General features: G+C 30.3%; 13 protein-coding genes and 1 pseudogene. 11 read left to right on the forward strand and 3 right to left on the reverse strand.

Features of this window, described 5'->3' with window-relative positions:
- Positions 1–3 precede the first annotated feature (3 nt).
- The 3 genes from GRQ01_RS04195 to GRQ01_RS04205 are packed head-to-tail and all read right to left on the reverse strand — an operon-like array spanning position 4 to position 5,045.
- The gene (locus GRQ01_RS04195) at positions 4–3,021 is read right to left on the reverse strand and encodes an efflux RND transporter permease subunit (RefSeq protein ID WP_158334579.1); all 3,018 of its coding nucleotides are present in this window, start codon (positions 3,019–3,021) and stop codon (positions 4–6) included.
- A gap of 3 nt (positions 3,022–3,024) precedes the next feature.
- Positions 3,025–3,765 carry an efflux RND transporter periplasmic adaptor subunit gene (locus GRQ01_RS04200; RefSeq protein ID WP_158334580.1) on the reverse strand — a complete coding sequence of 247 codons (741 nt, stop codon included), beginning with the start codon at positions 3,763–3,765 and terminating at the stop codon, positions 3,025–3,027.
- Positions 3,762–5,045, reverse strand: a complete 1,284-nt coding sequence (locus GRQ01_RS04205) for a TolC family protein (protein ID WP_158334581.1) — start codon at positions 5,043–5,045, stop codon at positions 3,762–3,764. Before GRQ01_RS04205 ends, GRQ01_RS04200 begins: the two co-directional genes overlap by 4 nt.
- 126 nt (positions 5,046–5,171) lie before the next feature.
- On the opposite strand from GRQ01_RS04205, the gene lepA reads away from it, so the two are divergent.
- The 11 genes and pseudogenes from lepA to GRQ01_RS04260 form a co-directional block, all read left to right on the forward strand.
- Entirely contained in the window at positions 5,172–6,968 is a 1,797-nt protein-coding gene (gene lepA, locus GRQ01_RS04210) for a translation elongation factor 4 (protein WP_158334582.1), read from the forward strand.
- A 90-nt stretch (positions 6,969–7,058) separates the two neighbouring features.
- The gene (gene mapA / locus GRQ01_RS04215) at positions 7,059–7,703 is read left to right on the forward strand and encodes an outer membrane lipoprotein MapA (RefSeq protein WP_158334583.1); all 645 of its coding nucleotides are present in this window, start codon (positions 7,059–7,061) and stop codon (positions 7,701–7,703) included.
- A pseudogene (locus GRQ01_RS04220) lies at positions 7,700–8,276 on the forward strand (ComF family protein). The gene mapA and the pseudogene GRQ01_RS04220 overlap by 4 nt, the downstream one beginning before the upstream one ends.
- Positions 8,277–8,316: 40 nt before the next feature.
- Positions 8,317–10,902, forward strand: a complete 2,586-nt coding sequence (gene gyrA / locus GRQ01_RS04225; protein ID WP_158334584.1) for a DNA gyrase subunit A — start codon at positions 8,317–8,319, stop codon at positions 10,900–10,902.
- Between the two features lie 62 nt (positions 10,903–10,964).
- Positions 10,965–11,480 carry a flagellar assembly lipoprotein FlgP gene (gene flgP, locus GRQ01_RS04230; RefSeq protein ID WP_158334585.1) on the forward strand — a complete coding sequence of 172 codons (516 nt, stop codon included), beginning with the start codon at positions 10,965–10,967 and terminating at the stop codon, positions 11,478–11,480.
- Positions 11,456–11,905 carry a flagellar assembly protein FlgQ gene (gene flgQ, locus GRQ01_RS04235; RefSeq protein WP_203121195.1) on the forward strand — a complete coding sequence of 150 codons (450 nt, stop codon included), beginning with the start codon at positions 11,456–11,458 and terminating at the stop codon, positions 11,903–11,905. The genes flgP and flgQ overlap by 25 nt, the downstream gene beginning before the upstream one ends.
- Positions 11,906–11,962: 57 nt before the next feature.
- The gene (locus GRQ01_RS04240; protein WP_158334586.1) at positions 11,963–13,258 is read left to right on the forward strand and encodes a sigma-54-dependent transcriptional regulator; all 1,296 of its coding nucleotides are present in this window, start codon (positions 11,963–11,965) and stop codon (positions 13,256–13,258) included.
- A 3-nt stretch (positions 13,259–13,261) separates the two neighbouring features.
- Positions 13,262–14,293, forward strand: coding sequence for an aspartate-semialdehyde dehydrogenase (locus GRQ01_RS04245; RefSeq protein WP_158334587.1), 1,032 nt, complete (start codon positions 13,262–13,264; stop codon positions 14,291–14,293).
- Between the two features lie 9 nt (positions 14,294–14,302).
- Positions 14,303–14,809 carry a YqhA family protein gene (locus tag GRQ01_RS04250; protein ID WP_158334588.1) on the forward strand — a complete coding sequence of 169 codons (507 nt, stop codon included), beginning with the start codon at positions 14,303–14,305 and terminating at the stop codon, positions 14,807–14,809.
- 194 nt (positions 14,810–15,003) lie between these two features.
- Positions 15,004–15,438, forward strand: a complete 435-nt coding sequence (locus tag GRQ01_RS04255) for a c-type cytochrome (RefSeq protein WP_158334589.1) — start codon at positions 15,004–15,006, stop codon at positions 15,436–15,438.
- 31 nt (positions 15,439–15,469) lie between these two features.
- Positions 15,470–16,554: ABC transporter substrate-binding protein (locus GRQ01_RS04260; protein ID WP_158334590.1), on the forward strand; the 1,085-nt coding region annotated here is incomplete at its 3' end.

A 16,554-nucleotide genomic window follows, 5' to 3' on the forward strand; every position in this document is an offset into this window, starting at 1 on the left:
TTTTCAATTTAATTTTTCTCTTTCGTAAATTTTTCTTAACTTGCTATCAAGTTTAAAGCAAAATTCAAAAAGTGCAGGAACAACAAGCAAAGTTAATAAAGTCGAACTTATGAGTCCAAAGATAATGGCTATGGCCATAGGTGAGTTTGCTTCATAACCTGCACCTTTTGAAAAGGCAAGGGGAATCATAGCAAAAATCATTGCAAAAGTAGTCATTAATATAGCTCTTAAGCGCGATTTCCCAGCTATTAAAAGGGCTTTACTAGGATCTAAGCCTTCATGGCATTTTTTATTAGCAATGTCTACTAGTAAAATAGCATTTTTACCTACCATTCCAAAAAGTAAGATAATGGCAATTAATACAAAAAGTGAGAAATTATGTCCTGTGATAAAAAGCCCTATGCAAGTCCCACCAAAAGCCAAAGGCATGGTTATCATGATAATAAATGGTAAAATAAGGCTTTCATACAGTGCGGCTAAAACAAGATAGATAAGAATAAAGGCTAGAACAATAGCCATGATAAAGCCTTGCACAGTTTCTCCTAAAAGATTGATAAAACCTGAAAAAGCATAATTAAGATTTGTATTTTGTCCTAAAATATAGTCTTTATTTTCAAGCAAAAGCTTTTGTACTGTTCCTAAAGAGAGTTTATTAACTCCAGCTGTGATTTTAATAGATCGGTTTTTATTATAATGATTGATGTTTTTTAAGTCTTTAGTATATATGAAATCTACCACGCTTGAGAGTTCTAGATTGCTGCCTTGATTGTTTTTAATATTGATGCGTTTTAAGGCTTCTATATTTTTTTTAAATTCAGGAGCAAAACTTAAAATAAGATCATCTTTTGAATTACCTCTATCCATGCTTCCAACGCTAAGTTCTGAAAAAGAATAAGCCAAAACTTTAGCTATGTAATCAGGATTTATGTCTAAAATTTTTGCTTTTTCTTGATTAATATGCAAGGCAACTTGATCTTTTGTTGCGTTTGCATTATCGTTTATATCTACGATATGAGAATTGCTTGCTAGGATTTCTTTAGCACGGTTTGCGGCTTTTTTTAAAGTGTTTAAATCATCTCCTAAAACCAAAAATTGTACCGGATCGTCAATACCTGCACCTTCTATTTTGGGTAATTCTAAGATTTTAATTTTTAAGCTTTCATCTTGAAATTTTTGACGGTATAAGTTTACAATAGCACTTTGCCTTAGTTTTCTTTCTTCTAGTTTTTTAAGTTTAATATAAATTTTAGCCTTGGTTGCATCTTTAGCATCATCATAACCTACAAGTAAAAAGGCATATTGGACATTATCATCAAGTTGAATTTTTTCAAGTAAATGAAGACTTTTTTCTTTCATGGCTTCTATGCTTAAATCTTTTTTACTTTCTAGTAAAACTTGAATTTGGCTATCATCTTCCATAGGTAGAAAATCAAGTCCTATACGTGTGCTTAAAGCAAAAGAAATCAAGATGAAAACAAAACTAATAAAGATAAATTTGATTTTATTTTGTAAAATTTTATGCAATAAGGCTTCGTATTTTTTTTCTATATTTTGAAAAAAAGATTCTGTTTTTTTGTAAAATTGACTTTCTTTAGGATTTAAAAATCTAGCTGAAAGACTTGGTATTAAAAATACACAAACTAAAAAACTTATAATAATACCACTAGCCACACTTATACCCAAAGCATTGAAGAAAAGTCCAGGGATAGAGTCCATATAAGAAATGGGTATAAAAACGCAAAGTAAAACCATAGTGATGCTTAAAACACTAAAGCCTATTTCATTAATGCCTAAAAAAGCTGCCTCTAAAGGGGGATGAAATTTTAATTTTTTAGCAATATTTTCAATCACCACTATAGCATCATCAATAAAAATTCCTATACTTAAAGTAAGGGCAATAAAGCTTAAACGATTTAAATCATAGCCTAAAAGATCAATAACAAAAAAGGTTGAAATGATGGAAGTAGGTATAGCTACACAAGCAATAAGAGTCGCGCTAAAATTTCTTAAAAACAAAAATACTATTATAAGAGTAAGAAAAACTCCTAAAATCATATCAAAAATTACTTGAGTAAGATGCTTGTGGATATTTAAACTTTTATCATAAAGTATATCAATGCTAATATCATTAGAAATTTGTTTTTCTAAAGTAGGCAAAGCTTTTTTAACGTTTTTTATCATTTCAAGGGTGTTATAGTCTGTGACTTTGCCTAATTCTAAAAGCACTCCTTCTTTACCATTATAAATAGCACTTTGTTTTTCATCCTCATAAAGATTTGAAATTTCAGCCACATCGCTTAAAAACACTCCAGGTTTGATACGAAGATTTGTAAGTTCTTTTAAATTTGTAGCTTCAAAATAACCTTTGATGATGTAATTATTGTGTTTGTTATTAAGCTCTCCTAAGGCTTGTTTGAAATTTTGACTTTGGATGATATTAGCAAGTTCAAAGGCATTAAGATTATATTTTTTTAATTCATTGGGTTTTAATTCTATGCGGATTTGAGGTTTTAAAAAGCCTTTGGCTTCGATTTTTCCTACCCCATCTATTCTTTGTAAAAAAGGTTTGATTGTATCATTGATTTGATGCATAAGTTTTAATTTATCTTTAGAATATAAAAAAAGTGAAATAGCACTCCCTGAGTCTGAACTGATTTTTTCAATTTGTGCTTTGCTAGCTAAGTTTAGCGTGCCTATTTTATCACGCACGTCATTAGCGGCTACTTCAAGATCTTTGCCAAGTTTAAATTCTACAACGCTTACACTAAAATTATCATATGAGGTTGAAGTGATGGTTTTTACTCCATCAATTTGACTTAAAGCATTTTCTATTTCTTTAGTGATTTTAGATTCTATGAAATTAAGATCGCCTTTGCTTTGGCTTGTAATTTTTATAAGAGGGATGGATACATTAGGGAATAAATTCACACTCATGTTAAAAGCTGAAATCAATCCAAAAATCATTAATGCTAGAAAAAACATAAGCGTAGTAATGGGTCTATTTATAGCTAATTTAAACATGGTTTAGTCTTTAGTAATAATTCTACCTTCGCCAAAAAGTCCAGGTGTTAAATTTTGAGCTTCAACTTCAGCATAAATTTTTCTTGTTTTTATTTCTATGCTAGGATAAATAAGAGTGATTTTACCTTTGTATTCGCTTTGATTTTGATCAATTTTATAAAAGAACTCATCACCTATTTTGACCTTGTCTTTATATTTTTCATCAAAGCTTAAGACAAGTTTGTTTTGCGGGTAAGAAAAAATTTCTATTAAGACTTGATTTACCCCGCTAACTCCTTCGCCTTTTTGTACAAATTTGTTCGCAACAATAGCATTATAAGGGGCACGAAGTTCTTTTTTTCTTAAGATATTTTGATAATAAATTATATTGATTTTTGCTTGAGACAGCTTTAAATTAGCAGCGTTAAATTCGGCTTTCATATCTTCATAGCTTTGCTTGTCGATTACATTTTTAACAGCTTGTATTTTTTGCATTTTGCTTTTGGTATTTTCATATTTGATAAGGGCGAGTTTATAGGAATTTTGTGCGTTTTCAAGGGCAATTTTTTCGCTTTCTTGATTAAGAGTGAGTAAAAGTTCTCCTTTTTGCACTTTTTGTCCTATTGTGACAAGGATTTGATCGACTAATCCTATGCTTTCAAGGCTTAATTTGCTTTGTTTTAAAGCTTCTACATTAAAGCTTGCATAAATTTCTTCACCAAAAGAAAGATTAAAAGCGAGTAATAAAAATAAAATTTTTTTCATTCTTTAACCTTTAAACTAAGATCTATGCCTAAATTAAAATAATAATTTGCTTTTGTAATCTCTAACTCATTTTTAGCTAATTCTAAATCACTTTGTGCTTTAAATTGAAGTTCTAAGGCTTGTAGGTATTCTATATAAGAAACAAGGCCAGCTTGGTATTTTTTATTTATACTTGTAAAGGATGATTTAGCAGCATTTAAGCTTAATTCTAAGGCATAAATTTGTTCTTTTAAGACCTTTAAACTTTTATCCAAAAACATTAATTCTTCTTCATTTTTTCTTTGATTAAGTCTTGCATTAGCGTTAGCTATTTGTACATTTAAACGTTCTTTTTCAACTTCTTTAGCTCTTGCATTAAAATCAAAGATTTTCCATTCTATAGCTATGATAAATTGATTGCCTTGAGAGTATTTTTCTAAAAATTGATCGGCTAAATTTGCATAAGGGGCAGGGATTTTTGGATTATAATTATTTTTATAAAAACCAAAATTGTCTTGGATGTATAATTTTGGAAAATATTGTGCTTTAGCTAAATTCACATTTTCTTTAGCTAAATTTATTTGTTCTTTTGCCATTAATACTTCATAATTTTGACTTGTTTGTTGATAGGGATTTTCTAAAAAGGCTTGCCCTTTTGGGGTGAAATTGGTATTGCTTAAAATTTTAATTTCTTTTTGTATTTTAGTAAGTTGTAATTGGGCTTGACTTAATTCTAGTAAACTTAAATGGTATTTAGCTTCAATGCTTTGAAGTTCGTCTTTACTGCTAAGTCCTGCATCATAAAATTTTTGCAATCTTTCAAAAGTGGATTGGAGTAATTTGACTTTTTGTTCATTTAAGAGTAGAATTTTTTCAAGGCTTAAGGTATTAAAATACAGCGTAGCTGCATTTAAAGCTAGGTAATTTTTACTTTGTTCTTTGTTTAAAAGACTTAATTTTTCTTTGCTTTCTAGAATTCTTAAATTAGCCTCTCTTGCTCCCCCATCAAAAAGTAAAAGTTTAAGAGAAACATTAGCAAATAAGCTTTCTTGTGGATCAGTGATAAAACGGTCTTTGTTATTTGCTATATAAGCTGAATTTAGACTAAGGCTTGGCAAATAGTTTCTAAGAGTTTGGCTTTTTGTTAAATTGGCTTGTTGATTTTGTATTTGTTTAATAAGATATTGTTCATTGTTTTGGCTTAATACTATAAATTCTCTTAAATTAGAAGCAGACACTAGCAAAGGTAGAAAAGCTAAAGCCATAGCTTTTGGGATAAAAATTAAATATTTTTCAAACATAAGGTATTTTATTATGCTTTATATAAATTTCAATTGAAGTTTTTTGTATAAAATAGAATTTAATTTGTTTTAAACATAAATTTTGTTAAAATTCCAAACTTTTAAAAATTTATTTAGGATGATATTTTGTCAATTAAAAATATTAGAAATTTTTCTATTATAGCACATATAGATCATGGTAAATCTACTCTTGCGGATAGGATTATAAGCGAATGTGGGGCTATTAGCCAAAGACAAATGAGTTCGCAAGTTATGGATACTATGGATATAGAAAAAGAACGCGGTATTACTATAAAAGCACAATCGGTGCGTTTAAACTATAAATTAAATAATGAAAATTTTATTTTAAATCTTATTGATACTCCAGGTCATGTTGATTTTTCTTATGAGGTGAGCCGTTCTTTGGCTAGTTGTGAAGGGGCTTTGCTTGTAGTTGATGCTAGTCAAGGAGTTGAGGCACAAACCATAGCTAATGTTTATATCGCACTTGAAAATAATCTTGAAATCATTCCTGTAATTAACAAAATCGATTTGCCTAATGCAGATGTTGAAAAAGTTAAGCACGAAATTGAGCATATTATAGGTATAGATTGTAAAGAGAGTATTTGTGTGAGTGCTAAAACAGGTGCAGGGATTAAAGAACTTTTAGAGGCTATTATCACTAAAATTCCTGCACCTAAAAGTGATGATGATGCTCCAACTAAGGCTTTAATTTATGATTCTTGGTTTGATAATTATTTAGGGGCTTTGGCTTTGGTGAGAATTTATGAAGGTAAAATTGCTAAAAATGATGAAGTTTTGGTAATGAGTACAGATAAAAAACACATAGTTCAAGATCTTTTTTATCCTCATCCTTTAAGTCCTGTTAAAACTCAATGTTTAAAATCTGGCGAAGTGGGCGTTGTAGTTTTAGGGCTTAAAACTGTAGGCGATGTGCAAGTAGGGGATACCATTACTTTAGTTAAAAATAAAGCCAAAATTCCTATAGAAGGCTTTGAAAAGGCTAAAGCTTTTGTATTTGCAGGACTTTATCCTATAGAAACGGATAAATTTGAAGATTTAAGAGATGCTTTGGATAAATTAAAATTAAATGATAGTTCTATTACCTATGAGCCTGAAACTTCTTTGGCTTTGGGCTTTGGTTTTAGAGTAGGATTTTTAGGGCTTTTGCATATGGAAGTGATTAAAGAAAGGCTTGAAAGAGAATTTAATCTTGATCTTATTGCTACTGCACCTACAGTAACTTATGAAATCCATCAAACAGATGGACAAATCATTAAAATTCAAAATCCTAGCGAGCTTCCCCCTGTTAATAAAATAGCTTATATTAAAGAACCTTACGTTAAATCCACTATTATAACGCCTAGCGAATTTTTAGGGAATTTGATTTCTCTTTTAAACCGTAAAAGAGGAGTACAAGTAAAAATGGATTATATTACACCTGAGCGTGTTTTATTAGAATATGATGTGCCTTTAAATGAGATAGTAATGGATTTTTATGATAAATTAAAATCTTTAACAAAAGGCTATGCAAGTTTTGATTATGAGGCTATTGATTTACGCGTGGGAGATTTGGTTAAGCTTGATATTAAAGTAGCGGGTGAAAATGTCGATGCTTTAAGTATTATCGTGTCAAATGAAAAAGCTCAAAGCAAGGGAAGAGAATTAGTAAGTGCTATGAAAGAAATTGTACCCAGACAGCTTTTTGAAGTGGCTATTCAAGCAAGCATAGGTAATAAAATCATTGCAAGAGAAACAGTTAAATCTGTAGGCAAAAATGTAACTGCAAAATGCTATGGTGGCGATATTACTAGAAAAAGAAAGCTTTTAGAAAAGCAAAAAGAAGGTAAGAAAAGAATGAAAGCTATAGGTAAGGTTAATTTACCTCAAGAAGCCTTTTTAAGTGTACTGAAGATAGATTAAATAATATCATTTTAAATAGGGCTTGAAATTTGCTTGTATTTTCAATACAATTTGAAAAAATTTTTAAATAATTTTTTTGGAGGAGGAATGATGTTTAAAAAATTTTTGATTTTTGTAGTGCCAATTTTCTTTTTAAATGCTTGTGCAAGCAAGCAAAATGTTTTTACACAAGTTGATCAGCTTTCTCAAAAAACCCAGTGTGTTTCTTGTGAGAGTTCTGATGGTTTTGAAGCTAAAATTAAAGGTCTTTTGTATGTTAGTGATGTTGGGATTAAATGTTGTGCTAATAAACGCACTTTAGATACGGGAGTGGCTTTAAAAAAAGTTTATTTACACCGTTTTTATGATTTAAAAGAAAATCAAAAAGTTTTTAATGCAAAAAGGAAAAATTTATTAGTTGATCTTAATTTTAATGCTGTATTTTATGTTTATTTAAAACAAGAGCTTCAAGCTAGAGGTATAATAGTACTTGATAATAATGAAGCCAATTCTCCTTATGTAAGTAAAATTGATTTAGAATTTATATCTTATAGTGCAAGTCAAGATAGTATAGGATTGCACTCAAAGCTTGTGGGAGTTTTAAGAGTAAATGATATTAATAAAAATAAAAAATTTACTATCCGCACTAAACAAGATGTGCAAGGTTTTGATAATATAAAAGAGATAACTTTTTATACCCATTTGCTAATAAAACAAATGGCAAATAAGGCCGCAAGCCTCATTTGTGAACTTTGAGATGTTTAAATTGTAGAGCTTTTGCTCTGCTTAGTTTTTGCGATTTATGTGAATTAGAACTTGGAGAGTTTTCTTTAAGTACAAGAAAACTAGAGGGCGATTTTAAGGTTTATTCTTTTTATAAATACCATGAAATACAGTATTTACTTCGTTCTAAGCATCATTTTTATGGTTATTTTGTTTATAATATACTTGCAAAGCTGAGTTTTGCAAAATTCCAAGAATTTTTTAATCCTCAAATAAAAATTAATGCCATAGCCTTAGATGATAAGGTTGAAAATAGGCTTTATTCTCATTCAGCAATTTTAGCCAAACATCTTAAACCAAAAATATATAAAACCTTTATTTAACGTTTTAAAAGCATAAAATAATGTTAAATATGCGGGTAAAAGTTTGGTATTTCGTCAAAAAAATAAAAGAAATTATAAACTTTTAAAAACCCTTCATCATCCTGTGATTTTAGTAGATGATATTGTTACTACAGGTTCTAGTATTTTGCAAGCAAAAGAAATTTTAGAACAAAATAAAATTCGCGTACTTTTTGCTCTTGTTTTAGCTGATGCAAAAGTTTAATGTGTTATAATTAGAAATTCGAACTGATAGAAGGATTTTTATGGAGAATATTTTTAGCGAAGATTCTGATATTGAACTTATAGATATAGAAAATTCTATAAAAAGTAGTTATTTAGATTATTCTATGAGTGTTATTATAGGTCGTGCTTTGCCTGATGCAAGAGATGGTTTAAAACCTGTTCATAGAAGAATTTTATATGCAATGCAAAATGATGAAGCAAAAAGCAGAACAGATTTTGTTAAATCTGCACGTATAGTCGGTGCTGTTATAGGTCGCTATCATCCGCATGGAGATACAGCAGTTTATGATGCTTTAGTAAGAATGGCGCAGGATTTTTCTATGAGATATCCAAGTATAACAGGACAAGGCAATTTTGGATCTATAGATGGCGATAGTGCTGCAGCTATGCGTTATACTGAAGCTAAAATGAGTAAACTCTCTCATGAGCTTTTAAAAGATATAGATAAAGATACGGTTGATTTTGTTCCTAATTATGACGGTTCAGAAAGCGAACCTGATGTTTTGCCTTCTAGAATTCCTAATTTATTGCTTAATGGATCAAGTGGTATAGCTGTTGGTATGGCTACAAATATTCCACCTCATAGTTTAAATGAATTAGTAGACGCACTTTTATATCTGCTTGATAATAAAGAGGCGACTTTAGAAGAAATGATGCGCTTTATTAAAGGGCCTGATTTTCCTACAGGTGGAATTATCTATGGTAAAAAAGGCATTATAGAAGCTTATCGCACAGGGCGTGGTCGTGTTAAAGTGCGTGCAAAAACCCATATTGAAAAAAAGACAAATAAAGATGTCATAGTCATTGATGAACTTCCTTATCAAACTAACAAAGCAAGACTTATAGAACAGATTGCAGAGCTTGTAAAAGAAAAGCAAATTGAAGGAATTTCAGAAGTAAGAGATGAGAGTAATAAAGAAGGCATCCGTGTTGTTATAGAACTAAAGCGTGAGGCTATGAGTGAGATTGTATTAAACAATTTATTCAAATCTACCACTATGGAAAGCACTTTTGGTGTGATTATGCTTGCTATTCATAATAAAGAACCTAAGATTTTTTCTTTATTAGAGCTTTTAAATCTTTTTTTAAGCCATAGAAAAACTGTAATTATTAGAAGAACCATTTTTGAACTTCAAAAAGCAAGAGCAAGAGCACATATTTTAGAAGGACTTAAAATTGCCCTTGATCATATAGATGAAGTGATTGCTATCATTAAAAAGAGTTTAGATAATAACACCGCGCGTGATGCTTTAGTGGCAAAGTTTGGTTTAAGTGAGCTTCAGGCTAATGCGATTTTAGATATGAAACTAGGCCGTTTAACAGGACTTGAAAGAGAAAAGATTGAAAATGAACTTGCACAATTGTTAAAAGAAATTGCAAGACTTGAAGAAATTTTAAAAAGTGAACAATTGCTTGAAGATTTAATTCGCGATGAGCTAAAAGAAATAAGATCTAAATTTGATGTACCTAGAATCACTCAAATAGAAGATGATTATGATGATATAGACATTGAAGACTTAATTCCTAATGAAAATATGGTTGTAACCATCACCCATAGGGGTTATATTAAACGTGTGCCTAGTAAGCAGTATGAAAAACAAAAACGTGGTGGCAAAGGAAAATTAGCCGTTACAACCTATGATGATGATTTTATAGAGAGTTTTTTTACAGCAAATACGCATGATACTTTAATGTTTGTTACTGATCGTGGGCAGCTTTATTGGCTAAAGGTTTATAAAATCCCTGAAGGTTCAAGGACAGCTAAAGGAAAGGCTGTTGTAAATCTTATTAATTTGCAAGCAGAAGAAAAGATTATGGCTATTATTCCTACAACAGATTTTGATAAGAATAAATCTTTATGCTTCTTTACTAAAAATGGTATAGTAAAACGTACAAATTTAAGTGAGTATCAAAATATCAGAAGTGTAGGAGTTAAGGCTATAAATCTTGATGAAAATGATGAGTTAGTAACAGCTATCATCGTTCAAAAAGATGAAGATGAATTTTTTGTGAAAAATGATGATGAAAACTCACAAAACCAAGAGCCTGATTTGCTAGATGAGGATGCTTTAGAGAGTGATGAAAGTGTGAGCGTAAAAGGTAAAATGCTTTTTGCAGTTACTAAAAAAGGCATGTGCATTAAATTCCCTCTTATGAAAGTACGCCAGATTGGTCGTGTGAGTCGTGGGGTGACAGCTATTAAATTTAAAGAGAAAAATGACGAATTAGTAGGTGCTGTTGTTATAGAAAATGATGATCAAGAAATTTTAAGCATTAGTGCAAAAGGCATAGGAAAACGCACAAATGCAGGTGAGTATAGATTGCAAAGTCGCGGCGGTAAAGGCGTCATTTGTATGAAACTTACAGAAAAAACTAAAGATCTTATTAGTGTGGTTATAGTTGATGAAAGTATGGATTTAATGGCACTTACAAGTTCAGGTAAAATGATACGCGTAGATATGCAAAGCATTAGAAAAGCAGGGCGTAATACTAGTGGTGTTATAGTAGTAAATGTCGAAAATGATGAAGTTGTTAGCATTGCTAAATGTCCTAAAGAAGAAAATGATGATTTAGAGGATGAAAATTTGGGATTGAATTTAGAATGATTTAGAATTGGAACACTTATTGCTTTTATAAGTTTCAATTACAATATTTTGAAGGTGTAAAAATGAAAAAAATTTATTTTATCTTAGCAATAGCAGGAATTTTCTCTGGTTGTGTACCAAGTGCTAATAGCGTGAGTAAAAATGCAAGCACAAATAGTGCAAATTCATCCCAAGATATTATTGTACAAAAAGTTGATAAAGACGATGTGCGTAGTATCATCAAAGAAGAAAAAATGTTGTCTCCTGATTTTAATGAAGGTGAAATCAGCTTTACAGCAGTTGGAGAGGGGATCGCTCCTTTAAATACTATTTCTAGTGCACAAGCACTTGCATTGGCTAAAAGAGCAGCTATTGCTGATGCTTATAGACAATTAGCAAGTAAGCTTTATGGTGTAAAAATTAATGGTAAAGATACTGTAAAAGATGCAATGCTTAGAAGTTCAACTATTACTGCACAGGTAAATGGCTTGATAAAAAATGCAAGCATTATTGATGAAAATTTTAATCAAGGTCTTTACAGAATCAACTTAGAACTTAAAATTGATGCAGACAAGTGGAAAGAATTGTTTGCTTATTAATTTTTCTTGGTTTTAAACTGTTTGCCCAAGATGAATTTATTTTTTGGGCAGAACTTTCAAGTAAAAATTTCATACTTTTTCATCAAAATTATAATCTATCCTTAGCAATGACAAAAAGTGAAGATGCCTATACACAGTGGGCTTGTGAGCTTTCTTATAATGATAAGGATTTAAAAACTTTACCTCGTACTTCTTTAGGGATGATTGATGATGCTATGCCAAAGATGACAAAATGGGAATTTTTAAATTCACATAAAAATGAATTGAGTGATTGTTTTATAGGATCTAAGATTAGTGTTAAAGACATGGTTAATACAGATTTATTGCAAGCTCAAAGTCAAACTTATATTAAAATTTTGCCTTTAAGATTTATAGTTGAATTTGGTGAAAATAGTGCAATAATTTATTATCTTAAACAAAAGTAAATTCAAAATTAAGCCCTAATTGGATATTATAAATGAAAATTTTTGAAAGGACTTAATATGAATTTGGTCATAGTAGAAGATGATATTAATATGCGTAAATCTTTAGAACTTGCTTTAGCAGAATATGAAGAATTTAATATTAAGTCTTATAAGTCCGCTACTGAAGCTTTAAAAAAATTAAACGATGATACTGATTTAATTATTACAGATATTAATATGCCAGGCATTGATGGGATAGAATTTATTAAAGCTTGTAAAAATAAATATGATTTTATTATCATGACAGGAAATGCTACTTTAAATCGTGCTATTGAAGCGATTCGTTTAGGAGTGAAAGATTTTTTAACCAAACCTTTTGACATTGATACTTTAGTTGAGACTATTAAACGGGCTAAAATCATACAGGAAAAAACAGCTAGTAAAAAGAATGCAAAAAAGGAAAAAGAAGAAAATAAGGATTTTTTTTCAAGTTCTCCTAAGTTGGAAAAAATCCTTGATTTAAGTCAAAAGGTTGCTAAAACGGATGCTTCTGTAATGTTGTTTGGAGAAAGTGGCGTAGGAAAAGAAGTTTTTTCGCGTTATATCCATGCACACTCTAAGCGTGCTAATAAGCCTTTTGTGGCTATTAATATGGCAGCTATTCCAGCGAATTTGATAGAAAGCGAACTTTTTGGTTTTGAAAAAGGTGCTTTTACAGATGCTAATACTACTAAAATAGGGCTTTTTGAAATGGCACATGAGGGAACTTTATTTTTAGATGAAATTGGTGAGATGCCTTATGAGATTCAAGCAAAACTTTTAAGAGCCTTGCAAGAAAAAGAAATTACAAGACTTGGAAGCACTAAGAGTATTAAAATAGATGTTAGAATTATAAGTGCTACAAATGCAAATTTGGATGAAAAGATAAAAAAGGGTGAATTCCGTTCGGATTTATATTATCGCTTAAATACTATTCCTATTAATATCCCACCTTTAAGAGAGCGTAAAGAAGAGATTTTAGGTATAGCCCAAAAGGTTTTAGAAGATACTTGCAAAGAATATGATTTTGAAGAAAAACGATTGAGTCAAAAAGCTAAAAATGCTTTGCTTGAATATGATTTTCCAGGCAATATTAGAGAGTTAATTTCTGTGGTGCAGAGAGCTTGCATTTTAAGTCAAAGCAATGAAATTTCAAGTGAAGATTTGTTTTTAGAGGCTAGAAGTGCAAAAAAAGATGTGAAAAATTTAGAAAAAGAATTAATTTGTGAGGTATTATTAAGTGTAAATCATGATAAAAATGAAGCTTCAAAAATCTTAGGCATGGATATAAAGATTTTAAATGAAAAAATTAAAAAATATCAAATAAAGGAATAAAAAATGCCAAAAAAACAAAAAATAGCGATTGTAGGTGCTACGGGTGCTGTTGGTGAAGAAATTTTAAATGTTTTAGATGAGTTAGATTTTCCTGTAGAAAGCATTTTGCCTTTAGCAAGTGCGAAAAGTGCAGGAAGTGAAGTAGAATTTAAAGGAAAGTTTTATAAGGTAAAAGAGCTTACAGATACGGTATTTAAGGAAAATTGTGTTGATATTGCTTTTTTTAGTGCGGGTGGAAGTGTGAGCGAAAAATACGCTAAATTCGCTGTGCAAGCAGGAGCACTTGTGATTGATAATACGAGTCATTTTAGAATGCAAGAAGATGTTCCTTTAGTGGTTCCTGAATGTAATAGTGAAGATATTAAAAAATGGAAAAAAACAGGCATTGTAGCAAATCCAAATTGTTCTACTATACAAATGGTGCAGGTTTTAAAGCCTTTAGATGAGGCTTTTGATTTAAAGCGCGTTGATGTGAGTACTTATCAAGCAGCAAGTGGTGCAGGAAAAGAAGGTATGCAAGAATTAGTTCAAGCTATGCAAAGCTTTTTTGCTTTTAAACTTGATGAGTTTGAAGCTGAAGTTTTTCCTTATACTTTAGCGCTTAATCTTATTCCACAAATTGATGTTTTTATGGATAATGATTATACTAAAGAAGAACTTAAGATGATCAATGAAACCCAAAAAATTTTACATAAAAATTTAGAGATTTCAGCAACTTGTGTTAGGGTGCCTGTTTTAAGAAGTCATAGCGAAGCTATAACTATGCATTTTAAAAAAGAAATAGATCCTAAGAAAGCGCGTGAAATTTTAAAAAAAGCACCGAGTATTGTAGTTGTAGATGATACTAAAAATAAAAAATATCCTATGCCTTTAATGGCAAGTGATACAAATGAAACTTATGTAGGAAGAATTCGTGCTGATATGTATGATAAAACTATACTTCATCTTTGGTGTGTGGCTGATCAAATCCGCGTAGGCGCTGCTACTAATGCTGTGCGAATCGCCCAAAAATGGCTGCAATTAGAATACAAATAAGGAAAAAAAATGCTAGAAAAATTATTTGAAGCTTTGCTTGTTAGAAGTCGTATTGTTACTATTTTACCCGTAATTTTTGGACTCATTGGGGCTTTTGTCTTGTTTTTTATCGCAAGTTATGATGTTTTAAAGGTTATATTTTATACTTTTAATTATTTTTTTAATATAGCTTCGGGTGTTGATTTGCATGAAGATGTGGTGGCTTTGATTATAGGAGCTGTAGATCTTTATTTAATGGCTTTAGTTTTATTTATCTTTTCTTTTGGAGTTTATGAACTTTTTATTAGCGAGATAGAAGAATTTAAACAAACTAAACAAAGCAAGGTTTTAGAAGTGCATAGCCTAGATCAATTAAAAGATAAACTTGCAAAGGTGATTATTATGGTTTTAGTGGTGAATTTTTTTCAAAGAGTATTGCAGATGAAATTTTCTACTCCTGTGGATATGGCTTTTCTTGCTGGTTCTATTTTAGCACTTTGTGTTGGGCTTTATTTTTTGCATAAAGGTGCTCATTAGTAAGGATCATCTTTTTTTGATATAATTTTTTGTGTTTCTTTAAAAAAGAAATAAAAAGTTGTTTTAAATAAGTGTCTTAAAGCATCTTGTTTTTACTACTTCTTTATTAGAATTTTTGTTCTTTGATGGTGTAAAAATCATAACAAAAACGCAAAAATATCAAATAAAATATAAATATAATAAAAGGTAAATTTATGATCATACGTTGCTTGTTTGTCAGCTCGGTTTTGATAGTCACGCTTTTTGGTATTAATTTAAAGTCATTATTTACTTATACTTTTGATGTTAATAAAAAATATGACATGGAAAAAGCAAAGACTATATATTTTAAAAATAAGTGCCACACTTGTCATGGTGATAATGCACAAAAAAGCGTTATAGGATCTAGAATTTTAAAAGATATGTCTGCTCAAGATCTTAAAGCTGCATTGATAGGTTATACTCTTGATAGTAGTGCTTCTGCAACAGCTTCTCAAATGGCTTTTTATGCTAGGAATTTAACTCATGATGATATGGATAATATTATTGCTTATATCAAGGGTGGGAATTTTGCACTTGATTTGCAAGTACAAGAACTTCTTGAAGAAGAACCTAAGCAAAAGACAAAACATAATACATTTTTAAAATAAATTGTGAAAATCTATAATTAAAGGAATATTAATGAAAAAATTTACTTTAGCTTTAAGTCTTTTAACTTTAGCAAATTCTTTGTTTGCTAAAGATATTAATATAGGGGTTGTTTTACCTTTAACTGGATCTGTGGCAGCTTATGGGCAGGATGTTTTTTATGGAATTGATTTAGCCAATAAATTAAATCCAAAACTTTCAAATGGAGATACCATTAAGCTTGTCACAATAGATACAAAAGGAGATAAATTAGAAACTTCTAATGGAGTTAATCGTTTAATATCTACAGATAAAGTTTTAGGAATTATAGGTGAGGCAACTACTCCTAATACTATCCAAGCTATTTCTATAGCAGAAGAGAAAAAAATTCCTTTAATTGCACCGGTGGCTTCAGGAGATAAGCTTTTGGATAAAAAAGAGTATGCAAGTAGGGTTTGCTTTAAAGACAGTTTCCAAGGGGATAAATTTGCTGCTTATATTGCTAAAGATTTGGCCTTAAAAAATGCTGTTATTATCATGGATCAGAGTAATGTTTATTCTTTGGGTTTAGCAAGGGCTTTTGAGAATTCTTTTGAGCTTAATGGCGGGAAAATTATAAAAAAACTTGTTATTAATTCAGGAGATAAAGATTTTAAAGCTATAGTTTCTCAGCTTAAGAGTTTAAGCCCTGATTTTGTTTATATGCCTATTTATCATCCTGAAGCGGCTTTGATTGCAAGACAAGCAAGACAGGTTGGTTTTGATAAGCTTTTAACAGCTGGGGATGGGGTAAATAATCAAACTTTTATTGAGCTTGGTGGTAATGCTGTTAATGGTGTGATTTTCACAGACAGTTTTGATTATAATAATCCTAGCACCAAATTAAGCAAAGATTTCATTGCAGCTTATGAAAAAGTCAAATCAACAAAAGAACTTCCAGCATTTTCAGCTATGGGTGCAGATGCTTATTTTGTAATGTTAAATGCTATGAATGCTTGTATTGATAATCTTACAAGTAAATGCGTAAATGAAAAAATTCATCAAACCAAAAATTTTGAAGGGGTTTCAGGTATTATTAGCATTGATCAAAGTGGCAATGCTATCCGTTCTGTTGTGATTAAAGAAATTAAAAATCAAAA

It is taken from the genome of Campylobacter bilis, assembly GCF_016806695.1.
Lineage (GTDB): Bacteria > Campylobacterota > Campylobacteria > Campylobacterales > Campylobacteraceae > Campylobacter_D > Campylobacter_D bilis.

Bases quoted from the DNA above. Each gene is read 5' to 3' on its own strand.
- GRQ01_RS04240 (WP_158334586.1), top strand. From the start codon at position 11,963: ATGAATTTGGTCATAGTAGAAGATGATATTAATATGCGTAAATCTTTA.
- GRQ01_RS04255 (WP_158334589.1), top strand. From the start codon at position 15,004: ATGATCATACGTTGCTTGTTTGTCAGCTCGGTTTTGATAGTCACGCTT.
- GRQ01_RS04250 (WP_158334588.1), top strand. From the start codon at position 14,303: ATGCTAGAAAAATTATTTGAAGCTTTGCTTGTTAGAAGTCGTATTGTT.
- GRQ01_RS04245 (WP_158334587.1), top strand. From the start codon at position 13,262: ATGCCAAAAAAACAAAAAATAGCGATTGTAGGTGCTACGGGTGCTGTT.
- GRQ01_RS04205 (WP_158334581.1), bottom strand. From the start codon at position 5,045: ATGTTTGAAAAATATTTAATTTTTATCCCAAAAGCTATGGCTTTAGCT.
- flgP (WP_158334585.1), top strand. From the start codon at position 10,965: ATGAAAAAAATTTATTTTATCTTAGCAATAGCAGGAATTTTCTCTGGT.
- GRQ01_RS04200 (WP_158334580.1), bottom strand. From the start codon at position 3,765: ATGAAAAAAATTTTATTTTTATTACTCGCTTTTAATCTTTCTTTTGGT.
- GRQ01_RS04195 (WP_158334579.1), bottom strand. From the start codon at position 3,021: ATGTTTAAATTAGCTATAAATAGACCCATTACTACGCTTATGTTTTTT.
- mapA (WP_158334583.1), top strand. From the start codon at position 7,059: ATGTTTAAAAAATTTTTGATTTTTGTAGTGCCAATTTTCTTTTTAAAT.
- gyrA (WP_158334584.1), top strand. From the start codon at position 8,317: ATGGAGAATATTTTTAGCGAAGATTCTGATATTGAACTTATAGATATA.